Raw genomic sequence first — 21,106 nt, 5'->3', positions numbered from 1 at the left:
CTGAGAACGCGGACTGTTCTAGGCTGAGTGAATGTCAAAGCCCGTAAAGGCCGATCCGGCCATGTTCGCCCCGTGTCCGAAGCCGGTGACCTCCGAGAAGACGCCGGAGGAATCCGCAGCCCTGGCCGAGGGTCTGCACCAGACCGACAACCCCGCCGAATGGGCGTTCGTACGTCTGTCGCGCCTGATCAAGGAGTTCGAGTCGCGTCTAGACCCGGACGATGAGGTCGGGGTGCGCGGCGTCGGCATGCCCGGCGACGGGGTGCTGATGATCCACGATCTGGGTTTCTGGGGCCCGGACCTGCTGATGTTCTTCGGCCGGGACCCTGGCGGCCAGCCCGTGACCTTGCTGCAGCACGTCAGCCGCCTGAATGTGGTCCTGTCCGCCAAGCCCAAGCCCGAGCCTGAAAAGCCCGCCCGCCGCATCGGCTTCCGCCTCGACGAGATGGTGCGCGAGAAGAAAGGCTGACGGCCAGGCGGTTCAGCTCATCTCGATGCGGTAGCTCTCGATCACCGTGTTGGCCAACAGCGTCTCGCACATGCGCTTCACCTCGGCCTCGGGGTCGGCCATCTCGTCGGCCAGATCGAATTCGATCATCTTGCCGACGCGGGCGTTCGTCACGCCGGGCCAGCCCAGGCTGTGCAGGGCGCCTTCGACGGCCTTGCCCTGCACGTCCAGAACGCCGGGCTTGAGATAGACGTGAACCTTAACCTTGCGGGCCATCAGTGCAGGCCTCCCTGAATCACGGTTGGCATGTCCTTCATGATGCCGAGCCGGCGGGCCACCTCGGCATAGTTCTCGATCACGTCGCCCAGGTCGCGGCGGAAGCGGTCCTTGTCCATCTTTTCGCCGGTGGTGGTGTCCCACAGGCGGCAGGAATCGGGGCTGATCTCGTCAGCCAGGATGACGCGGGAGAAGTCATTCTCCCAAACCCGGCCGAACTCGATCTTGAAGTCTACCAGGGTGATGCCGACCGCGCCGAACATGCCCGACAGATAGTCATTGATGCGCACGGCCATGGTCAGCATGTCGTCGATCTCCTGGGTTGTGGCCCAGTTGAAGGCGGTGATGTGCTCTTCGGTCACCATCGGATCGCCCAGCTCATCCTTCTTGTAGTAGAATTCGATGATCGAGCGGGGCAGGGGCGTGCCTTCCTCCTGGCCCAGGCGCTGGGCCAGAGAGCCGGCCACCACGTTGCGGCAGACCACCTCCAGCGGGATGATCTCCACCTCGCGGATCAGCTGCTCGCGCAGGTTCAGCCGCTTGATGAAATGGTTGGCGATGCCCATGCCCGCCAGGCGGGTCATGATGAACTCGCTGATCTTGTTGTTCAGCACGCCCTTGCCTTCCAGCGTGGCCTTTTTCTGGGCGTTGAAGGCGGTGGCGTCGTCCTTGAAATACTGGATCAGGGTGCCCGGCTCGGGACCCTCGTAGAGGATCTTGGCCTTGCCTTCGTAAATCTTCTTGCGGTTCTTCATCACGGTTCCCGTAGGGGGAGGCGGCGGCGCATGGCCGAAAAAACGAAAACCGCGCCGCCTTGGGCCGGTCAGAGGGCCGAAAGGGCTGCGCGGGCGGAATCAGGCTGGCGCCACTATAGCGCCGGGCGGTAGAATGCGGGGCGCCTATATCGCATGGGCGTGAAAGGCACAAACGCCGCAGCCCGGCTGCGTCGGATTCGCAAGTGCGCCGCCTGTCCCCGGTTCCTGTTGCGTTCGCGCCGGGGCGGGCTATAGACGGCGCCGCGACCGCCGGGGGCGCGCCAGGAGTTGATGCAGCGTATGACCACCTTCGACGAACGGGAAAAGGGCTTCGAGAACAAGTTCGCCCACGAACAGGACCAGGAATTCAGGGCCGTCGCCCGCCGCAACAAGCTGTTGGGCCTGTGGGCGGCCGAGAAGATGGGCCTGTCAGCTGAAAGCGCCGAAAACTACGCCGCCGCCGTGGTGCGGGCCGACTTCGAGCAGCCGGGCGACGACGATGTGGCGCGCAAGGTGGCTGGAGACCTGAAGGGCTCCGGCCTGTCGGTCTCGGAAGGCGAGCTGCGCTCCAAGATGGACGAACTGATGTCCCATGCCCGCGAGCAGATCAGAAGCGGCGAATAAGCCTTCTCCAGACAGAATAAGGGCCGCACCCGGGGGAAAGTGCGGCCCTTTGAGCTCGAGGCGCCTGGGGGGAAAGAGGCGACCCGATATCGCGCTGTCAAAACTGTCCGCGCCGATCAGTAACGCGGCTTTGTCAGTTTGGTTCTGACAAAAATCAGTTCGGCATCACGACGGTGTCGATGGCGTGAATCACGCCGTTGGACGCGGCCACATCGGCCATGGCGATGGTCGAGGTGTTACCGTTCTCGTCAGTGATGACCCACTGACCATTGCTTTCGCTCAGGGTCAGGATGCCGCCTTCGACGGTGGTCAGTTCCACTTCGCCGCCGCCCGCTTCGGCCTGGCTGGCGATGTCGGCAGCCATAATGCGGCCGGGCACCACGTGATAGGTCAGCACGCCCTGAAGGGCTTCCTGCTGCTCGGGCTGCAGAAGCGCCTGCAGATCGGCTTCCGGGATCTTGTCGAACGCCGCATTGGTGGGGGCGAAGACCGTGAACGGTCCGGCGCCGTTCAGGGTGCCGGCCAGGTCAGCAGCCGTGACAGCTTCGACCAGGGTGCTGAACTCGGGGTTGCCCTGGGCGACCTCGACCACAGTGCCTTCGGCGGCGGGAGCGGCTTCCTGCTCCATGGCGGGATCGGCGGTCATGGCGGCGTTCTCGGCGGGCTCTTCGCTGTTGCAGGCGGCCAGGGCCAGCAGGGCGGCGGCGGACACGCCGGCGATCATGAAAGTACGCATCAGGTTTCTCTCCCAGCTTCGCCGCCTCAAATGACGGCATGGGGGAGTTACCGATCGAACGCCGGAAAGGATGCGTTCGTGATCAAATAAATGTGCGCGGCGCGTGATCAGCCGGCGCCGAACACCCGATCAAACACCGTGTCCACGTGCTTGGTATGGTAGCCCAGATCGAACAGGGCCTCCAGATCGGCGTCGCCCAGGGTCACGCGGTCGTCGGCCTTGAGGAAGTCCAGGAAACGGCCCTCGCCGCGCCAGACCTTCATGGCGTTCTCCTGCACCGCCGCATAGGCGTCCTCGCGGCTGACGCCCGCCTGGGTCAGAGCCAGCATGACCCGCTGCGAGAACACCAGCCCGCCCAGACGGTCCAGATTCTTCTGCATGTTCTCGGGGTAGACGTTCAGCCGCTCGATCACGCCGGCCATGCGGTGCAGGGCGAAATCCAGATGCACGGTGGCGTCCGGGCCGATGCCGCGCTCCACCGACGAGTGGCTGATGTCCCGCTCGTGCCACAGCGCAACATTTTCCATTGCGGGAGTCACGGCCGATCGCACCAGACGGGCCAGGCCGGTCAGGTTCTCGGTCAGGATCGGGTTGCGCTTGTGCGGCATGGCCGACGAGCCCTTCTGGCCCTTGTCGAAGAACTCCTCGGCCTCCAGCACCTCGGTGCGCTGCAGGTGGCGGATCTCGACAGCCAGACGCTCGATGGACGAGGCGACCACGCCCAGGGCCGCGAAATAGGCGGCGTGGCGGTCGCGGGGGATCACCTGGGTCGAGACCGGCTCGACCGACAGGCCCATCTGTTCGGCCACATAGACCTCAACAGCCGGGTCCACATTGGCGAAGGTGCCGACGGCGCCGGAGATGGCGCAGGTGGCGATCTCTTCCCGCGCCGTCACCAGACGGCGGCGCGCCCGCTGGAACTCGGCGTGATAGCCGGCCAGCTTCAGGCCGAAGGTCACCGGCTCGGCGTGGATGCCGTGCGAACGACCCACGGTGACGGTGTATTTGTGCTCCTTGGCCCGCGTCTCGAGCGCCGCCAGCACCCGGTCCACGCCCGCCAGCAGCAGGTCGGTGGACCGGGCCAGCTGGACCGCGAAACAGGTGTCCAGCACGTCAGAGGACGTCATGCCCTGGTGCAGGAAGCGGGCTTCCTCGCCCACCGTCTCGGACACATGGGTCAGGAAAGCGATGACGTCGTGCTTGGTGGTGCGCTCGATCTCGTCGATGCGGTCGGCGTCCCAGACCACGTCCTTGCCCTTGGCCCAGAGCGTCTCGGCGGCCTTTGCCGGGATCACGCCCAGCTCGGCCATCTTGGTTGCGGCGTGAGCCTCGATCTCGAACCAGATCGAATATTTGGTCTCCTGGGACCAGATGGCGACGGCTTCGGGGCGGGAATAGCGGATGATCATGGCCGCCGTTTCGGTCGCCGGGGGCGGGGAGTCAAGGTTGCGGCGAATCCGGGCCGGGTCCATTCAGGCGCGCACAGCAAGGGAGCCCCGTCATGAAGCTGATCCTCGGAGACAAGGCCTATTCCACCTGGTCGCTGCGGCCGTGGCTGGTGCTGAAGCGGTGCGGGGCCGAATTCGACGAGGTCATGGTGCGCCTGAACCGTCCCGACACGGCCAAGGCCATCGCCCGGCACGCCCCCGCGGGCAAGGTGCCGGCGCTTGAGGTGGACGGCGTCACCATCTGGGATTCCCTGGCCATCACATTGTGGGCAGAGGAGCGGTTTCCCGATGCGCCCCTGTGGCCCGCCGATGCAAAAGCCCGCTGGGTGGCGCGCGCCACGGTGTGCGAAATGCACTCGGCCTTCGGGACCCTGCGCGGCGAGCTGGGCATGGGGCCCGACCATCCCATGCATGTGGTGCAGGATCAGCCTCACGCGCCGTCCGAGGCCCTGTCCGCCGACATCCGCCGCATGATAGCCATGTGGAAGGACGCCAAGGGCCGCTTCGGCCAGGGCGGGCCGTTCCTGTTCGGCGACTGGTCCGCAGCCGACGCCTTCTTCACCCCCGTGGCCGCGCGCTTCCGCCATTTCCGCATCGACCTGAACGCCCACGGCGATGACGGCACGGCGGCGGCGTATATGGACGCCCTGCTGAGTCAGCCGGACTATCTGGAATGGGAAGAAGCGGGCAGGGCGGAGTTGGCCGCCTGATCAACCGCCTCCGCGCGGCCGCTCCAGCAGCAGGACCTCGGCCCCCTTATACTGAGTTGCGGCGTAGGGAGCGTAGCCGAAGCGGTCGGCCAGGCGAAGCGACGGCTGGTTATCCGGCGCGATCATGCAGACGGTGCGCGACGGGTCGAGCACCGCCTCCACCCACGCCAGCGCCGCGCCGACGGCCTCGGACGCCAGACCCTGCCGCTGGGTCCAGGGCGCCATGACCCAGCCGCCCTCGGGCGCGTCGCCGAAGGACGGGTTCATCTCGCGCCGGAAGTCCGCGAAGCCAACCACGCCCGCATAGGTGCCCGTCGCCTTCATGCGCACGGTCCACAGGCCGTAGCCTAGGGACCGCCAGTGGCCCACGTCGCGCAGCAGGCGGTTCCAGCAGTCCTCCTCGCTGAAGGCCTTGCCGCCGATATGGCGATAGACATCCGGTTCTCGCCACAGGGCGGCCACGTCCGGCAAATCATCCAGCGAGGCAGGCGTCATCATCAGACGCGCGGTCTCCACAATGGTCGAGCGCACTGGCTGTTCGATCAGATCGATCATCACATCAGCCCCAACTGACGGAAGCTGGACACGCCTTCGCGGCCGACGATCAGATGGTCATGGACCTCGACGCTGAGCGAGCGGGCCGCCTCGACGATCTGCTTCGTCATCTGGATGTCGGCCCGGCTGGGCGTCGGGTCGCCGGACGGGTGGTTGTGCACCAGAATGATGGCGCTGGCCGACACCTCCAGCGCCCGGCGCACCACCTCGCGCGGATAGACCGGGGCGTGATCGACGGTGCCGCGATTGAGGACTTCGTCCAGGATCAGCTGGTTCTTCTTGTCCAGATACAGCACCCGGAACTGCTCGCGCGGTTCGTGCTGCAGCGCCACCCGCACATAGGCCACCAGCGCGGTCCAGGACGAGATGACCGTGCGCTTGACCGCGGGTTCGCGCGCCACCCGGCGGCTGACCTCGTGCAAGGCGGCCAGATCCAGCGCGGTCTCGGCGCCGACGCCCTTCATGCGCCCCTTCGAGTCCTCGGCGCGGACGGTCATCAGGTCTTCGATGGACGCGGCCAGCACGGCGGACAGGGAGCCGAAGCGCGCCAGCAGGGCCTTGGCGATGGGCTTCACGTCACCCTGGGGCTGGCTGCGGAACAGGAACAGCTCCAGCAGCTCATAGTCGGGCAGGTGCGTCAGGCCCCCGCCACGCGCCCGTTCGCGCAGGCGTTCGCGATGCCCCGCATGATGCGGTTTCGCCGCTTTCGGCGCCGCGTCGGTCAAGAGCCCCTCCCGATCCCGCCTTGAGACCGTCACAGTGCCGGGGACCTATGCGCGCGACAAGGAGATATCCATGAAAACCACCGCCGCCTCGCTCGCCGCGCTGATGATGGCTCTGGCGTTTCCCGCCGTCGCGCAGGAGGTCATGGACGCCCGGGCGGTGTTCGATCAGGCCGAGGCCATCTGTGAGGCCGACGACGGCGCCCTGTGGGGCGTCAGCCTGTGCGGGCCGATCCTGATCGTCGATCCGGCGACGCGAGCGGTGACGGCCAGTCAGGCGGGCGACAGCGACATCCTGAGCGAGGACGACGGCGTCTTCACCGGCGTGCTGCCCGACGACGTCATGATCGCCAATACGGCGGTGGACTGGGACGGGGTGCGCTGGACCATGCTGCTGGCGCCGCTTCCGGACGAAGCCGAAGTCCGGGCGGGGTTGATCGCCCACGAAAGCTGGCACCGCATTCAGGACCAGCTGGGCCTGCCCATGGCCTCACCCACTCCGGACCATCTGGCCACCGCCGAGGGGCGCATCGCCATGCGGCTGGAATGGCGGGCCCTGGCCGCCGCCCTGTCGGCGCCGAACGCAGAGGGGCTGCGCACGGCCACGCACAACGCCCTGATCTTCCGCGCCGCCCGCCACGCCCAGGCCGGGGAGGCGGGGGCCGAGCAGGAGCGGGTGTTGGAGCTGAACGAGGGGCTGGCGGAATACACGGGCGTGAAGCTTTCGGGCGCGCTCGATCCGCACCGGGACGTGGCCGCCACCTTGCGCGCGGCGGAGGGCGCCGACGCCTTCTCCCGCATGTTCGCCTATGCCTCGGGCCCCGCCTACGGGCTGCTGCTGGACGACGCGGCGCCGGGTTGGCGCGAGGGGCTGACGGCGGAATCGGATCTGGGCGCCCTGCTGGGCGAGGCCGTGGGCTTCACGGCGCCGGACGACCCGGTGGCGGTCTTCGCCCGCACCGCGGCGCTGTATGGCGGCCAGGCCGTGGCGGACGAGGAACTGGCGGCTCATCAGGAACGGGCCGGCCTGACCACGCGCTGGAGCGACCGGCTGGTGGACGGCCCGGTGCTGCGTCTGCCGCTGGAAAACATCAGAGTCAGCTTCGACCCCAACACCCTGCAGCCCTTGCCGCCGCACGGTGTGGTCTATCCCACCGCGACCATCACCGACGTCTGGGGCGTGCTGACGGTTACCGACGGCGCCCTGATCGACGGCGACTGGAGCGCGGTGACGGTCACGGCGCCCGGGGATGGAGATGCGCTCAGCGGCGACGGCTGGTCGCTGGAGCTGACGGAGGGCTGGCGCGTGGCGCCGGGCGCGCGGGACGGGGATTTCGTGCTGGAGTCGGGCGAGTAGGTTCAAACCTCACCAATTGACGTCCGTCATTCCCGGCCTTGTGCCGGGAATCCATATCCAGAGAGTTTAGGGCTTAGCCTCGCCCCCCTGATCGTATGGATCGCCGGGACAAGCCCGGCGATGACGAAGCTGTGTGTACGGCTGACCAGATTACTGGGAGGGCCTCTAGCTGAACACCGGCCGGAACAACCCCTTCGGACTGGCGGTGAAGATCTCCAGCCCGTCTTCGGTCACGCCCACGCTGTGCTCGCACTGGGACGACAGGGACTTGTCGCGGGTCACGGCGGTCCAGCCGTCGGACAGCACCTTCACCGCCGGCTTGCCCAGGTTCACCATCGGCTCGACGGTGAAGAACATGCCCGGCTTCAGCACCGCGCCTTCGCCCCGGCGGCCGAAGTGCAGGACGTTGGGGTTGTCGTGGAACACCCGCCCGATCCCGTGGCCGCAGAAGTCGCGCACCACCGACATGCGCTGGGCCTCGACGTATTTCTGGATGGCGAAGCCGATGTCGCCGAACGTATTGCCCGGCTTCACCTGCTTCAGGCCGATGTCCAGCGCCTCATAGGTCACGTCGATCAGCTTTTTGGCCCGGGTGTTGATCTCGCCCACCGGATACATGCGGCTGGAATCGCCGTGCCAGCCGTCCACGATCACCGTGTGGTCGATGTTGACGATGTCGCCGTCCTTCAGCGCCTTGTCGCCCGGGATGCCGTGGCAGACCACATGATTGATCGAGGTGCAGACAGTCTTCGTATAACCCTTGTAGCCCAGGCACGCGGGCAGGCCGCCGTTGTCCAGAGTGAACTCGCGGATCAGGTCGTCCAGCTCGCCGGTGGTGACGCCCGGCTTCACATGCTCGCCGATCATGTCCAGCGCCTCGGCCACCAGACGGCCAGCCTTGCGCATGCCCTCGAAGTCCTCGGGCTGGTAGAGGCGGATGGTGTGCGAGCGGGTGTAGAGCTCGGCGTCCTGGGTCTCGTACATCAATCGGTTCAACCTGTTGCGCCCGGCCGCCTCAGCGGGCGGTTCAGGCGGATCATTTCGGGTGTCAGATGGCAATCATAGCACAGAACCTCAACCCCGCTCGCCTCTGACCGGCGCAGCGCCGCGCCGTAAGCCGGGTCCAGATCGTCGGCGGTGACGAAGCGGTCGCAGTCTCCGCGCTGGGCGATGAACAGCATGACGGCCCGGCCGCCCGCCTCCACCACCCGCTCCAGCGCGCCCAGATGCTTGGCGCCCCGCGCGGTGACGCAGTCGGGGAACTCGGCCAGGCCCGGCGAGCGCGACAGGGTCACGTTCTTGACCTCCACATAGGCCGGGAACCGGTCGGGGTGTTCGAGCAGCAGGTCGATGCGGCTGTCCGAATCGTAGCGGACCTCGCGCCGGATCGCCTCGTAGCCGGTCAGTTCGGGGATGACGCCGTCGCTGATCGCCGCCTCGGCCAGCCGGTTGGGCCGCATGGTGTTGACGCCCACCAGACCGGTGGGCAGCTGAACCATCTCCAGCGTCAGGGGCAGCTTGCGCTTGGGGTCCGCCGAGCGCGACAGCCACACCGGCAGGCCGGGCATGTTCATGCCCAGCATGGAGCCGGAATTGGGCACGTGAACGGTGCTCTCGGTCCCGTCCTCCAGCGTCACATCGGCCAGAAAGCGCTTGTAGCGGCGGATCAGGGTTCCGCGTTCCAGCGGGGCGGGAAAGATCATGGGGCGGCGTATAGATCAAACCTTCTCCCAATGGGAGAAGGGGGAACCCGCGCACCGGAGCGCGCAAGCGCGAAGGTTCTTGCGCGGGGGATGAGGGTCGGGGAGGGGGAGATCGAAACACCGGACCCTCACCCTGTGCGCGAAGAAGCGGCCTGCTTCGCATTCCGCTGCGCACAGCCCTCTCCCAACGGGAGAAGGATAGGCGTATTCACCGCCTCATGACCCAGAACCCCACCGCCGCCGTGCTCGTCATCGGCGATGAAATCCTGTCCGGCCGGACCAAGGACACCAATACCAACACCATCGCCCGTTTTCTGACGGCCATGGGCATCGACCTGCTGGAGGCGCGGGTGGTGGGGGACCGGCCCGAACAGATCACCGAGGCGCTGAACGCCCTGCGCACCGGCTACGACTATGTCTTCACCACCGGCGGCATCGGTCCGACCCATGACGACATCACCGCTGACTGCGTGGCGGGGGCGTTCGGCGTGGAGTTGCCGGAACACCCGGAGGCGGTGGCGATTCTCGAGCGGCGCTACGGCGACGACTTCAACGCCGCCCGGCGGCGCATGGCGCGCATCCCGGTCGGGGCCAGCCTGATCGCCAATCCCGTCACCGACGCGCCGGGGTTTCAGCTGGACAATGTCTTCGTCATGGCCGGGGTGCCGGCGATCATGCAGGGCATGCTGCAGGACGTGGCCCCCCGCCTCAAGACCGGGGCGGTGGTTCATTCCGGGACACTGAAGGTGTCGGGGGTGGGCGAGGGGACCGTGGCCGAGATCCTGGCCGAGGCGGCGCGGGCGAATCGGGCGCTGTCCTTTGGCAGCTATCCGTTTGGGGCAGGCACGCAGGGTGAGATCGGGACCAATCTGGTTGTGCGGGGACAGGACGAATCGGCCGTCGCCTCCGCGGTTCAGGACTTGCAGCGCGCTCTCACTGAATCAGGCGTGAGCGTCACGCCGCTGTAGGAGTCGCCGGTCCGCCCGGCGGGGCCGGATGACCGGACGAGCGATCAATCCCACCGCCGAGACCGAGCGGTTTCAGGTTCTGGACCTGCTGCGCGGCTTCGCCCTGTGCGGCATCCTGCTGGCCAACATCGTGGCCATGGGCCAGCCGTGGTCGCGGGCCTATCCGGCCTTTCCCGCCCAACTGACCAATCCCGACTGGGCCGCCTGGACGCTGCAGGCCCTGTTCGTGGAGGGCTCCATGCGCGCGCTGTTCACCCTGCTGTTCGGGGCGGGCGTGGTGCTGCTGACCGCCTGGGGCGCGCGCGCCGATCGGCCGGGCACAGCCGACGTCCACTTCCGCCGCGCCATGCTGCTGATGGCGCTGGGCATCGGCAATGCGGTGGTGCTGCTGTGGCCCGGCGACATTCTCTACATCTACGGCGTGGCGGCCCTGTTCCTGTTCGTGTTCAGGAAGCTGGACGGCCGGGTTTTGATCGCCCTGTCCGCCATGCTGATCGTCATCTTTTCGCTGGCCGACGCGCTGGGGGACTGGCGCGCCGCCGCCGCCCTGAACGCCGACCCTGCGGCCCACGCCGCCGCAATCGCCGCCCTGACGCCCTCTGTCGAGGCGCTGAACGCCGAGGCGGCGGTGCGCGCCTCGGGAAGCTATCCGGCCATCGCCCTGTGGAGCGCCGGCGCCTTCACCGACTGGGCCCTGGCCAAGGGGGCGGTGCTGTCGGTGGGCCGCACGGTGGCCTTCATGATGCTGGGCATGGGCCTGTTCAAGCTGGGCGTCATGACGGGGGCGCGGTCCATGCGGTTCTATCTGCGGCTGGCCGTGCTGGGCGTCGCCGGCGGTCTGGCGATCAATGTATGGGAGACCGCGACCCTGTGGCGCTCGGGGTTTGACCCGGCCGTCTGGGCCCCGGCCCTGACCGGCGAGGTGGGGCGGCTGATTCTGGCGCTGGGCTATCTCGGCGCGATCATCGCGGCGTGGAAGGCCAATGTGCTGGGCCTGATCGGCACGGGGCTGGAGCGTATGGGCCGCATGGCCATGACCAACTATCTGGCCCAGTCCCTGATCTGCGCGGTGCTGTTCTACGGATTCGGCCTGTATGACCGGCTGGGCTGGTGGCCTTTGTGGGGGCTGACAGCGGCCATCTGGATCGGTCAGGCTCTGTTCAGCGCCGCCTGGCTCAGCGTCTTCCGCATGGGCCCGGCCGAGTGGGCGTTCCGCGCCGTCGCCTACTGGACGATTCCGCCGCTGCTGCGGCCCCGACAGGGCCGTTCTCGGCCCGCCGCCGAGCCCGCGCCCAGTCGCTAAGTCACGCCAATATAAAACGTCAATAAAAGCAGTGACTTGACATTCTGTCGCGCCGCCTTGACCGAACGCCGCCCCCCCTATAGGTTCCGCGCCGAATTCAGACCCGCATCGGCGCCCGCCGAGCCGCTGAGCACTAAAGCCATGCCTCCTGAACAGGAAACGCGCAGTCAGGCGATCGAACGCCTCAACCGTGCTGCGTCAGACTTGGAGGTCGCAACGGCGAGCAAGGCGGACGAATCGGCGCTGGCGTCCAAGGTGACGAGTCAGGCCTACAGGATCATCGCCGAACTGGTCGGCGGGGTTCTGATCGGTCTGGGTCTGGGCTTTGTGGTGGACCGGTTCGCCGGGACGACGCCGTGGGGCCTGATCGGCGGAACCCTGCTGGGTTTCGCCTTGTCGATTTACATGGCGCGCCGTACGGCCAATCGGCTTATGGCGGAGGCGAAGGCGAGCGGGATCGAACCGAAATCGATTCCCTTCGATGACGAAGAAGACGAGGAGCGATAGGCCTTGGCCGATCCGATCGAACAGTTTCAGGTCAAGCCCATCGAGGGACTGGACTTCGGCACGGTGATGCTGCCGCTGATCGGCGAAAGCCGTCTGGCCGTGACCAATTCCCATGTGGCCATGACCATCGCCTTCGGCCTGGTGGTGATGTTCCTCATGCTCGTCACCTCGAACGCCAAGGTGGTCCCGGGCCGCATGCAGGCGGCGGGCGAGCAGATGTTCACCCTGATCAACGGGGTCACCGATTCCATCATCGGCCACGACGGCCACAAGTATTTTCCCTTCGTCTTCACGATCTTCCTGTCGGTCCTGTTCATGAACGTGCTGGGCATGTTCCTGACCTTCACCGCCACCTCGCAGCTGGCGGTGACCGGCACCCTGGCGCTGATGACCATTCTGCTGGTGATCGGTGTGGGCCTTGCCAAGCACGGCCTGGGCTTCTTCCTGCTGTTCTGGCCGACCAGCGCGCCGCTGCTGATCCGGCCGGTCGTGGGGCTCATCGAGTTCCTGTCGTTCCTGCTGCGTCCGGTGACCCTGGCGCTGCGTCTGTTCGGCAACATGCTGGGCGGTCACATCGCCCTCAAGATTTTCGCCGGTTTCGTGGTGTCCATGGGCGCCGTGGCCTTCGGCGGCGATGCCTTGGGCTTGCTGGGTCTGCCTGTGGCGGCCCTGTCGCTGGGCATGGTCGTGGGCCTGACGGCGCTGGAATTTCTGGTCGCCTTCCTGCAGGCCTTCGTCTTCGCGGTGCTGGCCAGCATCTATCTCAACGACGTCGTCAACCTGGGCCACGGCCACTAACGGACCGGTCCAACCGCTTCACCCCCTCTTCCAACCCTGACTGAATAGGAAACTCAACATGGAAGCCGAATCCTTCAAGTACTTCGGTATCGGCCTGGCCACCCTGGGCATGCTCGGCGCCGGCATCGGCGTGGGCAACATCTTCGGCCAGTTCCTGGCCGGCGCCCTGCGCAACCCCTCGGCCGCGGCCTCGCAGGTCGGCAACCTGTTCGTGGGCGCTGCCCTGGTCGAAGCCCTGGGCATCCTGGCCTTCGTGCTGGGCATCCTGGCCTGGCTGGGCTGATCCAGCTCACGACGTGTCTGAAGACGGAACGGGCCCGGCCCGTTCCGTCCGCTTTTCATTCTGACAGGACAGGCTGACGGTTCATGGCCGCTCCCACCGACATTGAAGGCGCGTACGCCACGACGGAGGCCGAAGGCCACGGCGGAGGTCTGCCGCAATTCGAAACCGAACACTGGGCCGGGCAGGCCGGCTATCTGCTGTTCCTGTTCCTCATTCTCTATCTGCTGATCGCCAAGGTCTTCGCGCCGCGCATGCGCCGCGTGTTCGACGAACGGACCGAGACGGTGGCCACCGCCATCGCCACCGCCCGTTCGGTGCAGGACCAAGCGGCCAGCCAGGCTGACGCCGCCAAGGCCGAACTGGCCCAGGCCCGCGCTTCCGCCCGCGCCACCGCCGAGGCCGCAAAGGCCCGCGTGACCGAAGAAGCCAAGGCGCGCCAGGCCGCCGAGGAAGCCCAGGTCAACGCCCGCATCGCCGAGGCCGAGGCTGTCATCGCCCAGTCCCGTAACGCCGCCATGGCCAATGTCTCAACCGTCGCCTCCGACGCTGCGCATGCCATGATCGAGCGCCTGACCGGGACCAAGGCGTCGGCCGCCGAGATCAAGGCCGCGCTTAAGGGAGCCGCCTGATGCCCTATTTCCTGACTCCCTACTTCTACAACTGGAGCAGCGCTGAACTCTGGGTCGGAATCGGCCTGGTGCTGTTCTTCATCATCCTGGTCGTGGCTGGCGTGCCCAAGCTGGTCGCCGGCGCGCTGGACGCCAAGGCCGCCAAGATTCAGACCGACCTGGACGAGGCCGCCCGCCTGCGCGCCGAGGCTGAAGCCCTGCTGGCCCAGATCCGTCAGGAAAAGGCCGAGGCCGAGGCCCAGGCCGCCGAAATGCTTGCCGCTGCGGAATCTGACGCCCGCCGCATGGAGGCTGACGCCCGCGTCCGTCTCGAGGAATCCCTGGCTCGCCGTCAGCAGATGGCCGAGCGCAAGATCGCCCAGGCCGAGGCCCAGGCCACCGCCGAGGTGAAGGCCGCCGCTGTTGAACTGGCCGCCGCCGCCGCCGAGCGCATTCTGGCGGATCGTCTGGCTGCGTCCTCCACGGACCCGCTGGCCGACGAAGCCATCAGCCAGATCGGTTCGCGCCTGAACTGACCGGCGCGCTGTGCGAATCAGAAAAGGCCCCGCCAGTCGCCTGGCGGGGCCTTCTTCGTTTCAGCCAGGATGGATGATCAGTGCGCCGGCTGGGCGCCGGCCATTTCCCGGGCGTGACGCTTCTCGCGCTGGACCAGCGTGCCGTACACCCCGCCCATGACGATGCCGAAGACGATGTGGGTGAAGATCAGCCACATCAGGGTCGGGAAGCCCGCCGCCATGGCGAACATGCCGATACCGGCCACAGGCGCCACGGTCAGGGACATCAGGATGAAGGCCCCAACGGCGAAGGCGATGCCCTTGGTGGCTGGCGTGTCCGTCGGCATCCGGGGGCAAAGGATCCCGAAGGCGGGGCCCAGAATCAGGGTGCCGGACACGAAGTGAATGGCCCACCCGACCAGATAGCTGCCCTGCATGCCCACCATGGCGGCGAGGATCAGCGGAAAGATCCGCACTTCCGCGAGCGCGCCGGTGGACTGGGTCAGATAGAGTTTTGCGACTTCCAGGATCGCCACCACAGCGGTGGCCGCGAACCCGGCGATCATGCCTTTCTGTATGCGTGACTTCATGATGGGGGCTCCTCCCAAAGCCGTTTTTCATTCCCCACGACGCAGTCAGCATACGCCGATGTGCGGCGTTGCGTCGCACCCGGCGATCACGATTTCGTGCGCGCGGGGAGCCTTTCAGGCCGCGAGAACGGCGTGAGGACCCGGAAGTGCCGCTTTCAGCAGGGTTTCAGGCCCGGGCGGCGCGGCGGAACGAGGCGCGGAACGACCGGCGCGTGCGCGATAGAACCCGGCGGCCGCGCTTGAGCAACAGCCGCTCCATCCGAAGGGCCTGTTGCCAGATCACCGGAGCGAACTCCGGACGGCGACGCATCAGGCGGCGGAAGGGATAGAAATACTTGGGTCGCGCGTGCTGGGCGCGGATGAACTGCCGCTTGGCCCAGTAAGAGTTGCGCAGGATCACCACCATCCCGACCACCGAGATCGGCAGGCCGAACGGGCCGGGCAGGGGGGCGATCAGGATGCCCAGCAGCACCAGGAACCCGCCCAGAACCATCAGCATCAGGCGCAGGATGCGCCGCGCCAGACCCTTCAACAGCCCGCGGCCGACGGGGCGCGCCGAAGCGGCTTGGGTCCCGATGGCCAGGGCTTGGGTCATGGTAGGGCGTGGCTCCATAGATACAGGGCTGAGCGAGAAACGCACGAGCGGTTGTTTGGCTGCATTGGGCAGATGGGGAGGCCACCGGCGCGATCAAGCTGCCACACCTTGATTTACAAAGGTTTCATGCGGCTCATTTGCGGCGCGCCGATTACCGTTTCGAAAGATCATGGTGAACGCGCCGGGCTGTGGCCCTCAAGACACGATTCGAAGGTTCAGGCCGCGACGATTTCTTCGGCCTGTTTCAGGTCGACGCTGACCAGCTGGCTGACGCCGCGCTCAGGCATGGTGACGCCGTACAGGCGATCCATCCGGCTCATGGTCACCGGGTTGTGGGTGATGACGATGAAGCGGGTGTCCGTCCGGCCCCGCATCTCGTCCAGCATGCGGCAGAAGCGGTCCACATTGGCGTCGTCCAGCGGCGCGTCCACCTCGTCCAGCACGCAGACCGGCGCTGGATTGGCCAGGAACACCGCAAAGATCAAGGCGGCCGCCGTCAGGGCCTGCTCGCCGCCGGACATCAGGCTCATGACCGAGAGGCGCTTGCCGGGCGGGCAGGCGTAGATCTCCAGCCCGGCCTCCAGCGGGTCGTCGGACTCCACCAGCTTCAGCTCGGCCTGCCCCCCGCCGAACAGGGCCTCGAACAGGCTCTTGAAGTTGTCGTTGATGATCTCGAACGCGGCCAGCAACCGTTCGCGACCTTCGGCGTTCAGTTCGTCGATGCCGTCGCGCAGCTTGGCGATGGCCTGGGTCAGGTCGGCCCGCTCCTCGCGCATGGCGGTCAGGCGCTCTGCGTATTCCGACGCTTCCTCCTCGGCCCGCAGATTGACGGCGCCAAGGGCCTCGCGCTCGCGCTCCAGCCCGAACAGCAGGGACTCGGCGCCGGCTGCGTCCGGGGGGCGGGCCACCGCGTCATCGGTCAGGCGCTTGCCCAACTCCTCGGGCGACATCTGGGCCGTCTCGCGCAGGGTGCGGTCGGCGTCGTCCAGACGAATGGCCGCAGCCTCTGCATGGGCCGACAGGCCCGCGCGGCGCTCCCGGGCGGCGGAGGCGGCGCTTTCTGCGGCGCGGGCGGCGCGGTCGGCTTCCTGGGCGGCGCCCTCGGCCGTGCTCATGGCATCGGCGGCTGCGGCGCGGCGTTTCTCTGCGGCGGTCAGGGTGTCCAGCAGGCCCGCCCGCTGCGCCTCCAGGGCCTCAGGCTTGGCTTTCGCCCCCGCGAGGGCGGTCGCGGCCCGCTCGGCCTCGGTCTCGAGCGCCTTGACCCGCTCGGCGCTGGCCTTGGCCCGCGTTGACCAGTTGTCCCGCTCGCGGGTGAGGGCGGTCAGGCGTTGTTCGCGGGCGGCGCGTTCGCGGGCCTCGGCGTCCCGGTCGGCGCGCGCCTGGGCCGAGGCGGTGCGCGCGGCCTCGGCGGCGACGCGAGCGGCGGTCAGGTCGGCGCGCAGGGCGTCCAGCGTCTCCGACGGCGTGTCGGCGGTCAGGGCCTCGGCCTGGGCGGCTTCAGCGTCGGCCAGTTCCGCTTCTAGCCGAGTGATGGTGTCGTCCAGGGCCTGGGCCCGGGCCTCGCGCCGCGCCTGATCCCGGTTCAGGCCCTCGTGCCGGTCGCGGGCGGACGCCACGGTCTTTTCCGCATCGAACGGCCCGCGCCGGGCGGTCTTCAGCGTCTCCTCGGCGGTCTTGAAGGCGTCGGCGGCGGCTTTCTGGGCGGTCTGGGCGGCGTCGAGGGCGGGCTTGTCCCGATCGATCTCGGCCTCCAGTTCGGACAGCCGCGTGCGCTGCTCCAGCCGGATGGCGGCCGGGCGCGGCGCCTCGGCGCGCGTCACGAAGCCGTCCCAGCGAAACAGGTCGCCCTGAACCGTCGCCAGACGGGCGCCGACGGGCAGGGTCTTGGCCAACGCAGGCGCGGCCTCCCGCGCAGCGACACCGCACCAAGCCAGCCGGGCGGACAACTGCTCCGGCGCCGTGACCTTGCCCGCCAGCGGCTCCACGCCGTCCGGCCATGCGGGCGGGGGCGCGTCGGAACCGGCCCAGTGGGCGGCTGCGCGGGCGTCCAGCGCCGCGTCCAGATCGTCGCCCAGTGCGGCGGCCAGGGCGGCTTCATAGCCCCGTTCGGCCCGCACCTGATCCAGCGCGGGGGGGAAGTCGCGCTTGGCGGCGGTCAGCAGTTGAGCCAGCCCCCGCGCCTCTGTCTGCAGACGACCCAGCCGGTCCTCCAGCTTGCGGGCCTCCTGCCGCGCCTCGGCCTCGGCGCGGGCGGCGTCGCCCCGGGCGGTCTCGGCGGTCTCCACCGCCTCGCGGGCGGCGCGCAGGTCTTCCAGCGCGGCGTCCAGCGCGGCGCGGGCCTCGGCGATCTCGGGCGTCTCCAGCGGGCCCAGCGCCTCCCGCTCACCGCGGGCGTTGTCCAGAGTCTGGCGGGCGCGGGTAACGCGGGCCTCGGCGTCGCGTTTGCGGGCCGTCTCGGCGTTGGCCCGAGCCTCGACGGCGGCCAGCGCCCCGGCCTGACGCTCCACTTCGCCGTCGGCTCGGGCGCGGGCTTCTTCCGCGGTCTTCAGCGCGGCCTCCAGCTCCGGCCCCCGCTGGGGCGCGGCGGCGATCTCGGCCTGCACGGCTTCCAGATCGGCGGCGAGCCGCGCCAGTTCCCGTTCCGCGTCGGCGGCGGCGTCCTGTTCGCGCTCGGCGTCAGCGGCGACGCGCGTCTGATCGGCGGAGATGCGGTCGATCTCGTCCCGCGCCGCCTGTTCGGCCATGTCCAGCCGGTCGCGCTCCAGCGTCGCGCGGTGCAGCAGGGCGGCGGCCACCGCGTCTTCCTCCCGCGCGGGCTTCAGGGCCTCCTGAGCGGCCAGCGCCGCCGTCTGCGCGCGGGACGCCTCGCGTGTGGCCTCGGCCACGGCCTGATCCGCCTCGGCCAGTTCGGCCTTCGCCGCCTCGGCGGCTGTGCGCGCGTCGTTCCAGCGCACGTAGAGCAGGGCCGCCTGCAGCGCCCGGATCTCGGCGGATATCTTCTTGTACTTCTCCGCCTGACGCGCCTCCCGCTTCAGCCGGGCGAGTGTGGTCTCCAGTTCGCGGCTGATGTCGTCGAGCCGATCCAGATTGGTCTCGGCGGCCCGCAGGCGCAGCTCGGCCTCATGCCTGCGGGTGTGCAGGCCCGCCACCCCGCCCGCTTCCTCGAGGATGCGGCGGCGGTTCTGGGGCTTCGCCGCGATCAGTTCCGAGATCTGGCCCTGACGAACGAGGGCGGGGGAGTTGGCGCCTGTGGAGGCGTCGGCGAACAGCAGCTGCACGTCCCGCGCCCGCACTTCCTTGCCGTTGACCTTGTAGGTGGAGCCCTGACCGCGATCGATCCGGCGCGACACCTCCAGCAGGGGCGCGTCGGTGAACGGCTGGGGCGCCCGGCGCCGGGCGTTGTCGATGGTCAGCTGCACCTCGGCGTGGTTGCGGCTCGGCCGACCCGAGGCCCCGGCGAAGATCACGTCGTCCATGCCCTGGCCGCGCATGGCCTTGGCCGAGTTGGCGCCCATGACCCAACGCAGGCTCTCCAGCACATTGGACTTGCCGCAGCCGTTGGGCCCGACGATGCCCGTCAGGCCCGGCTCGATATGGAATTCCACCGGGTCCACGAAGGACTTGAAGCCCGCTATGCGAAGGCGGAGGAATTCCACGGCGGATCAGCCGCCCTGATCGATCAGGGTCGTGATGGCGGCCTCAAGGCTGGCCAGGTCGCCGTCAGTTCGCTCGCCATTGACGAAGAAGCTGGGCGTGCCGGTCACGCCCGCGTCTCTGGCGCCCTGAACCGTAGCGACCAGATACGCGCCGGCGCCGGGATCATTGAGGCAGGTCTCCAGCTGATCCGGCCCCAGTTCTCCAGCTTGCACGGCGCCCATAAGCCAGGCCTCCGGGTCGCGGCTGTCGTACATTTGCTCCTGGCCCGACATCAGTGCGTCGACCACGGCCGGAAACTGATCAGCCGTGGCGCAGCGGGCCACCAGGGCCGCCGTCTGCGACAGGTTCTGCGGCTGGGTGGGCAGATCGCGATGGACGAAGCGCACCTGGCCCGTGTCGATGAACCGCGCCTTCAGCTCGGGAAAGACCTGCTCGTGCCAGTTGGCGCAATGGCCACAGGTGAACGAGGCGTACTCGATCACCGTCACTGGCGCGTCCGGATCGCCCAGGATGCGATCGTCGGCTGTGACCTCGGGGACAGACCCCACCGCTTCGGCCGGGGCGTGGTCGTGTCCCTCATGCGCGCCGGCCGCCGTCTGGGCCGCCGCGCCCGAAGACGCGGCGGCGGCCAGTATCGCGGCCGCGAGGAAGGATGCGGCCCGGCTCACGCTCAGCCCTCGGCTTCGAGCAGCGGATCGATGACGGCCGAAAGGCCTTCCAGCGAGCTGTCCGACACGTGCTGGCCGTTGACGGTGAAGTAGGGTGTGCCCGTCACGCCGGCGCGCTGGGCCGCCTGGACCCGCTCGTCCATGGCGAGGATGGCGTCCTCGTCCGTGACGCACTGGGTGAACTCTTCCTCGCTGAGCCCCGCGTTGGCGGCGATGCGCAGCAGGCTTTCGCGGGGCGACACGCCCTGTTGCCACTCACGCTGCGAGCGCATGATCTGGTCCACCACCTCGAAGTAGCGGTCGTCGCCGGCGCAGCGCGCCAGCAGGAAACCGGCCACGGCGATGTCCTGGGGCGGGGTCGGCAGTTCGCGGAAGACGAAGCGTACGCGGTTGTTGTCCACGTAGCGTTCCTCGAACTCGGGCTTCACCTGCTCGTTCCAGGCGGCACAGACGCCGCAGGTGACCGAGGCGTATTCCACCACCGTGACCGCGGCGTCTTCACCCGCGCCCTTGGCCATGTCGCCTTCGGCCGGTGCCCCGGTGCCGCTGCCGCCGCACGCGGCCAGGGCCAGGGTCGCGCCGACGGCGGCGATCATTGCGGCGCGGCGGTTCAGGAAGGTCGGGCGCATGGGCGGCTCCTCAATCAGATGAATTCAGCATGATCGCGCGATTCTCGGGCGTCGCGCGCGGGGTTCACATTCGAGAACAAGGACGGCGAAGGTTTGTCAACGCTGATCGCCGCCCGCGCTCCGCATCACTGCTCGCCCCAGCTTCAGCAGGGCGGCCTTCACCGCATCGGGCGCGGCGTCCACCGAGCGAGCCAGTTCGGCCTCGGCGGCGGCGTCCAGCGGCGGCGCTGGGCGGCTTCGGCGGGTGGGCGAAGCGGGATCGACCAGCCCGCGCACGGGCCCCTGCGAGATGCGCAATTTCTCCACCGACCCGGCGCCCAGGAACAGGTTCACCCGCTCGATGATCTCGGCGGACTGGTGCTGGACCAGCAGGGCGGCGGCGCCCGCGACCCGCAGCTCCAGCGCCCCGCCGGCGTTTCCGCGCCCCTTGGTCAGCTTCACCGGCTCGGTGACCCGGGCCAGGCGGTCGCCGACGATCTCGCGCCAGCGGGGCTGCAACGCCTCGGCCCCGCGTCCGTATTTCTTGTCCAGCTCGCGGATGAAGGGCGCCAGCGAGCGGCCCACCGGCGGGGCCGGGCGGGGCGCGGGGCGCGTCCGTTTGCGCGACAGAATCTCGCGGACCTCGGCGTCTGTGGGCAGTTGGCGGGGCAT

General features: G+C 68.3%; 25 protein-coding genes. 11 read left to right on the top strand and 14 right to left on the bottom strand.

Going from position 1 to position 21,106, the window contains the following annotated elements; genetic code table 11:
• The first annotated feature begins 31 nt into the window (after nucleotides 1-31).
• Nucleotides 32-469 (top strand): DUF6173 family protein, encoded by a 438-nt coding sequence (locus tag ACI8U3_RS10860; RefSeq protein ID WP_415014893.1) that lies wholly within the window; start codon nucleotides 32-34, stop codon nucleotides 467-469.
• 12 nt (nucleotides 470-481) lie between these two features.
• Here the strand turns inward: ACI8U3_RS10860 and purS are convergent, their stop codons facing one another.
• Nucleotides 482-724 carry a phosphoribosylformylglycinamidine synthase subunit PurS gene (gene purS / locus ACI8U3_RS10855; protein WP_415014892.1) on the bottom strand — a complete coding sequence of 81 codons (243 nt, stop codon included), beginning with the start codon at nucleotides 722-724 and terminating at the stop codon, nucleotides 482-484.
• Nucleotides 724-1,482: a phosphoribosylaminoimidazolesuccinocarboxamide synthase gene (gene purC / locus ACI8U3_RS10850; RefSeq protein ID WP_415014891.1), complete on the bottom strand. Its 759-nt coding sequence runs from the start codon at nucleotides 1,480-1,482 to the stop codon at nucleotides 724-726. The genes purS and purC overlap by 1 nt, the downstream gene beginning before the upstream one ends.
• A 297-nt stretch (nucleotides 1,483-1,779) precedes the next feature.
• Here purC and ACI8U3_RS10845 point away from each other — a divergent pair, with 297 nt between their 5' ends.
• Nucleotides 1,780-2,103 carry a DUF1476 domain-containing protein gene (locus ACI8U3_RS10845; RefSeq protein WP_415014890.1) on the top strand — a complete coding sequence of 108 codons (324 nt, stop codon included), beginning with the start codon at nucleotides 1,780-1,782 and terminating at the stop codon, nucleotides 2,101-2,103.
• 154 nt (nucleotides 2,104-2,257) lie between these two features.
• Here ACI8U3_RS10845 and ACI8U3_RS10840 read toward each other — a convergent pair whose 3' ends face one another.
• Together ACI8U3_RS10840 and purB are read right to left on the bottom strand one after the other, a co-directional pair.
• A complete protein-coding gene (locus ACI8U3_RS10840) occupies nucleotides 2,258-2,839 on the bottom strand; it encodes a fasciclin domain-containing protein (protein ID WP_415014889.1) in 582 nt (193 codons plus the stop codon).
• A gap of 107 nt (nucleotides 2,840-2,946) precedes the next feature.
• Nucleotides 2,947-4,248, bottom strand: coding sequence for an adenylosuccinate lyase (purB, locus tag ACI8U3_RS10835; RefSeq protein WP_415014888.1), 1,302 nt, complete (start codon nucleotides 4,246-4,248; stop codon nucleotides 2,947-2,949).
• Nucleotides 4,249-4,340: 92 nt separating this feature from the next.
• Here purB and ACI8U3_RS10830 point away from each other — a divergent pair, with 92 nt between their 5' ends.
• Nucleotides 4,341-4,997, top strand: coding sequence for a glutathione S-transferase family protein (locus ACI8U3_RS10830; RefSeq protein ID WP_415014887.1), 657 nt, complete (start codon nucleotides 4,341-4,343; stop codon nucleotides 4,995-4,997).
• Here the strand turns inward: ACI8U3_RS10830 and ACI8U3_RS10825 are convergent, their stop codons facing one another.
• A complete protein-coding gene (locus ACI8U3_RS10825) occupies nucleotides 4,998-5,552 on the bottom strand; it encodes a GNAT family N-acetyltransferase (RefSeq protein ID WP_415014886.1) in 555 nt (184 codons plus the stop codon).
• Nucleotides 5,552-6,277 (bottom strand): RadC family protein, encoded by a 726-nt coding sequence (gene radC, locus ACI8U3_RS10820; protein ID WP_415014885.1) that lies wholly within the window; start codon nucleotides 6,275-6,277, stop codon nucleotides 5,552-5,554. Before radC ends, ACI8U3_RS10825 begins: the two co-directional genes overlap by 1 nt.
• Before the next feature lie 70 nt (nucleotides 6,278-6,347).
• On the opposite strand from radC, the gene ACI8U3_RS10815 reads away from it, so the two are divergent.
• Complete coding sequence (locus ACI8U3_RS10815) at nucleotides 6,348-7,631, top strand: hypothetical protein (protein WP_415014884.1); 1,284 nt, start codon at nucleotides 6,348-6,350, stop codon at nucleotides 7,629-7,631.
• Between the two features lie 165 nt (nucleotides 7,632-7,796).
• On the opposite strand, the gene map is transcribed toward ACI8U3_RS10815, so the two are convergent.
• Both map and sfsA read right to left on the bottom strand, forming a co-directional pair.
• Nucleotides 7,797-8,615, bottom strand: coding sequence for a type I methionyl aminopeptidase (map, locus tag ACI8U3_RS10810; RefSeq protein ID WP_415014938.1), 819 nt, complete (start codon nucleotides 8,613-8,615; stop codon nucleotides 7,797-7,799).
• Between the two features lie 8 nt (nucleotides 8,616-8,623).
• On the bottom strand, nucleotides 8,624-9,334 hold the full coding sequence (sfsA, locus tag ACI8U3_RS10805) for a DNA/RNA nuclease SfsA (RefSeq protein WP_415014883.1): 711 nt from the start codon (nucleotides 9,332-9,334) through the stop codon (nucleotides 8,624-8,626).
• 218 nt (nucleotides 9,335-9,552) lie between these two features.
• Between sfsA and ACI8U3_RS10800 the strand changes: the two genes are divergently transcribed.
• From ACI8U3_RS10800 to ACI8U3_RS10770, 7 genes are all read left to right on the top strand, one after another.
• Nucleotides 9,553-10,302 (top strand): competence/damage-inducible protein A, encoded by a 750-nt coding sequence (locus ACI8U3_RS10800; protein ID WP_415014882.1) that lies wholly within the window; start codon nucleotides 9,553-9,555, stop codon nucleotides 10,300-10,302.
• A gap of 28 nt (nucleotides 10,303-10,330) precedes the next feature.
• Entirely contained in the window at nucleotides 10,331-11,605 is a 1,275-nt protein-coding gene (locus tag ACI8U3_RS10795; protein WP_415014881.1) for a DUF418 domain-containing protein, read from the top strand.
• A gap of 57 nt (nucleotides 11,606-11,662) precedes the next feature.
• Nucleotides 11,663-12,112: an AtpZ/AtpI family protein gene (locus tag ACI8U3_RS10790; protein WP_415014880.1), complete on the top strand. Its 450-nt coding sequence runs from the start codon at nucleotides 11,663-11,665 to the stop codon at nucleotides 12,110-12,112.
• 3 nt (nucleotides 12,113-12,115) lie between these two features.
• Nucleotides 12,116-12,910 (top strand): F0F1 ATP synthase subunit A, encoded by a 795-nt coding sequence (locus ACI8U3_RS10785; protein WP_415014879.1) that lies wholly within the window; start codon nucleotides 12,116-12,118, stop codon nucleotides 12,908-12,910.
• A gap of 58 nt (nucleotides 12,911-12,968) precedes the next feature.
• On the top strand, nucleotides 12,969-13,193 hold the full coding sequence (locus ACI8U3_RS10780) for a F0F1 ATP synthase subunit C (RefSeq protein ID WP_029416762.1): 225 nt from the start codon (nucleotides 12,969-12,971) through the stop codon (nucleotides 13,191-13,193).
• 83 nt (nucleotides 13,194-13,276) lie between these two features.
• Nucleotides 13,277-13,822, top strand: a complete 546-nt coding sequence (locus ACI8U3_RS10775; RefSeq protein ID WP_415014878.1) for a hypothetical protein — start codon at nucleotides 13,277-13,279, stop codon at nucleotides 13,820-13,822.
• Complete coding sequence (locus tag ACI8U3_RS10770) at nucleotides 13,822-14,337, top strand: F0F1 ATP synthase subunit B (protein ID WP_415014877.1); 516 nt, start codon at nucleotides 13,822-13,824, stop codon at nucleotides 14,335-14,337. Before ACI8U3_RS10775 ends, ACI8U3_RS10770 begins: the two co-directional genes overlap by 1 nt.
• A gap of 77 nt (nucleotides 14,338-14,414) precedes the next feature.
• On the opposite strand, the gene ACI8U3_RS10765 is transcribed toward ACI8U3_RS10770, so the two are convergent.
• From ACI8U3_RS10765 to ACI8U3_RS10740, 6 genes are all read right to left on the bottom strand, one after another.
• A complete protein-coding gene (locus tag ACI8U3_RS10765; protein ID WP_415014876.1) occupies nucleotides 14,415-14,906 on the bottom strand; it encodes a DUF6789 family protein in 492 nt (163 codons plus the stop codon).
• A 166-nt stretch (nucleotides 14,907-15,072) separates the two neighbouring features.
• A complete protein-coding gene (locus ACI8U3_RS10760) occupies nucleotides 15,073-15,501 on the bottom strand; it encodes a hypothetical protein (protein ID WP_415014875.1) in 429 nt (142 codons plus the stop codon).
• 215 nt (nucleotides 15,502-15,716) lie between these two features.
• Nucleotides 15,717-19,157: an AAA family ATPase gene (locus ACI8U3_RS10755; protein WP_415014874.1), complete on the bottom strand. Its 3,441-nt coding sequence runs from the start codon at nucleotides 19,155-19,157 to the stop codon at nucleotides 15,717-15,719.
• A 6-nt stretch (nucleotides 19,158-19,163) separates the two neighbouring features.
• Nucleotides 19,164-19,826, bottom strand: coding sequence for a DsbA family protein (locus ACI8U3_RS10750; RefSeq protein ID WP_415014873.1), 663 nt, complete (start codon nucleotides 19,824-19,826; stop codon nucleotides 19,164-19,166).
• A gap of 2 nt (nucleotides 19,827-19,828) precedes the next feature.
• Complete coding sequence (locus tag ACI8U3_RS10745; RefSeq protein ID WP_415014872.1) at nucleotides 19,829-20,455, bottom strand: DsbA family protein; 627 nt, start codon at nucleotides 20,453-20,455, stop codon at nucleotides 19,829-19,831.
• Between the two features lie 96 nt (nucleotides 20,456-20,551).
• The gene (locus ACI8U3_RS10740; protein WP_415014871.1) at nucleotides 20,552-21,106 is read right to left on the bottom strand and encodes a DUF721 domain-containing protein; all 555 of its coding nucleotides are present in this window, start codon (nucleotides 21,104-21,106) and stop codon (nucleotides 20,552-20,554) included.

The sequence above is a fragment of the Brevundimonas sp. genome (genome assembly GCF_047617075.1).
GTDB lineage: Bacteria > Pseudomonadota > Alphaproteobacteria > Caulobacterales > Caulobacteraceae > Brevundimonas.
Note: the sequence above shows the minus strand (reverse complement) of the source record. Positions and strands in the feature narration are given on the sequence as shown.

Excerpts from the sequence above, each read along its gene's own strand:
- ACI8U3_RS10765 (WP_415014876.1), bottom strand. The coding sequence starts at position 14,906 with ATGAAGTCACGCATACAGAAAGGCATGATCGCCGGGTTCGCGGCCACC.
- ACI8U3_RS10770 (WP_415014877.1), top strand. The coding sequence starts at position 13,822 with ATGCCCTATTTCCTGACTCCCTACTTCTACAACTGGAGCAGCGCTGAA.
- ACI8U3_RS10780 (WP_029416762.1), top strand. The coding sequence starts at position 12,969 with ATGGAAGCCGAATCCTTCAAGTACTTCGGTATCGGCCTGGCCACCCTG.
- ACI8U3_RS10840 (WP_415014889.1), bottom strand. The coding sequence starts at position 2,839 with ATGCGTACTTTCATGATCGCCGGCGTGTCCGCCGCCGCCCTGCTGGCC.
- purS (WP_415014892.1), bottom strand. The coding sequence starts at position 724 with ATGGCCCGCAAGGTTAAGGTTCACGTCTATCTCAAGCCCGGCGTTCTG.
- ACI8U3_RS10740 (WP_415014871.1), bottom strand. The coding sequence starts at position 21,106 with ATGCCCCGCCAACTGCCCACAGACGCCGAGGTCCGCGAGATTCTGTCG.
- ACI8U3_RS10830 (WP_415014887.1), top strand. The coding sequence starts at position 4,341 with ATGAAGCTGATCCTCGGAGACAAGGCCTATTCCACCTGGTCGCTGCGG.
- ACI8U3_RS10815 (WP_415014884.1), top strand. The coding sequence starts at position 6,348 with ATGAAAACCACCGCCGCCTCGCTCGCCGCGCTGATGATGGCTCTGGCG.
- sfsA (WP_415014883.1), bottom strand. The coding sequence starts at position 9,334 with ATGATCTTTCCCGCCCCGCTGGAACGCGGAACCCTGATCCGCCGCTAC.
- ACI8U3_RS10745 (WP_415014872.1), bottom strand. The coding sequence starts at position 20,455 with ATGCGCCCGACCTTCCTGAACCGCCGCGCCGCAATGATCGCCGCCGTC.
- ACI8U3_RS10795 (WP_415014881.1), top strand. The coding sequence starts at position 10,331 with ATGACCGGACGAGCGATCAATCCCACCGCCGAGACCGAGCGGTTTCAG.
- ACI8U3_RS10800 (WP_415014882.1), top strand. The coding sequence starts at position 9,553 with ATGACCCAGAACCCCACCGCCGCCGTGCTCGTCATCGGCGATGAAATC.
- map (WP_415014938.1), bottom strand. The coding sequence starts at position 8,615 with ATGTACGAGACCCAGGACGCCGAGCTCTACACCCGCTCGCACACCATC.
- ACI8U3_RS10845 (WP_415014890.1), top strand. The coding sequence starts at position 1,780 with ATGACCACCTTCGACGAACGGGAAAAGGGCTTCGAGAACAAGTTCGCC.
- ACI8U3_RS10860 (WP_415014893.1), top strand. The coding sequence starts at position 32 with ATGTCAAAGCCCGTAAAGGCCGATCCGGCCATGTTCGCCCCGTGTCCG.
- ACI8U3_RS10825 (WP_415014886.1), bottom strand. The coding sequence starts at position 5,552 with ATGATCGATCTGATCGAACAGCCAGTGCGCTCGACCATTGTGGAGACC.
- purB (WP_415014888.1), bottom strand. The coding sequence starts at position 4,248 with ATGATCATCCGCTATTCCCGCCCCGAAGCCGTCGCCATCTGGTCCCAG.
- ACI8U3_RS10775 (WP_415014878.1), top strand. The coding sequence starts at position 13,277 with ATGGCCGCTCCCACCGACATTGAAGGCGCGTACGCCACGACGGAGGCC.
- ACI8U3_RS10760 (WP_415014875.1), bottom strand. The coding sequence starts at position 15,501 with ATGACCCAAGCCCTGGCCATCGGGACCCAAGCCGCTTCGGCGCGCCCC.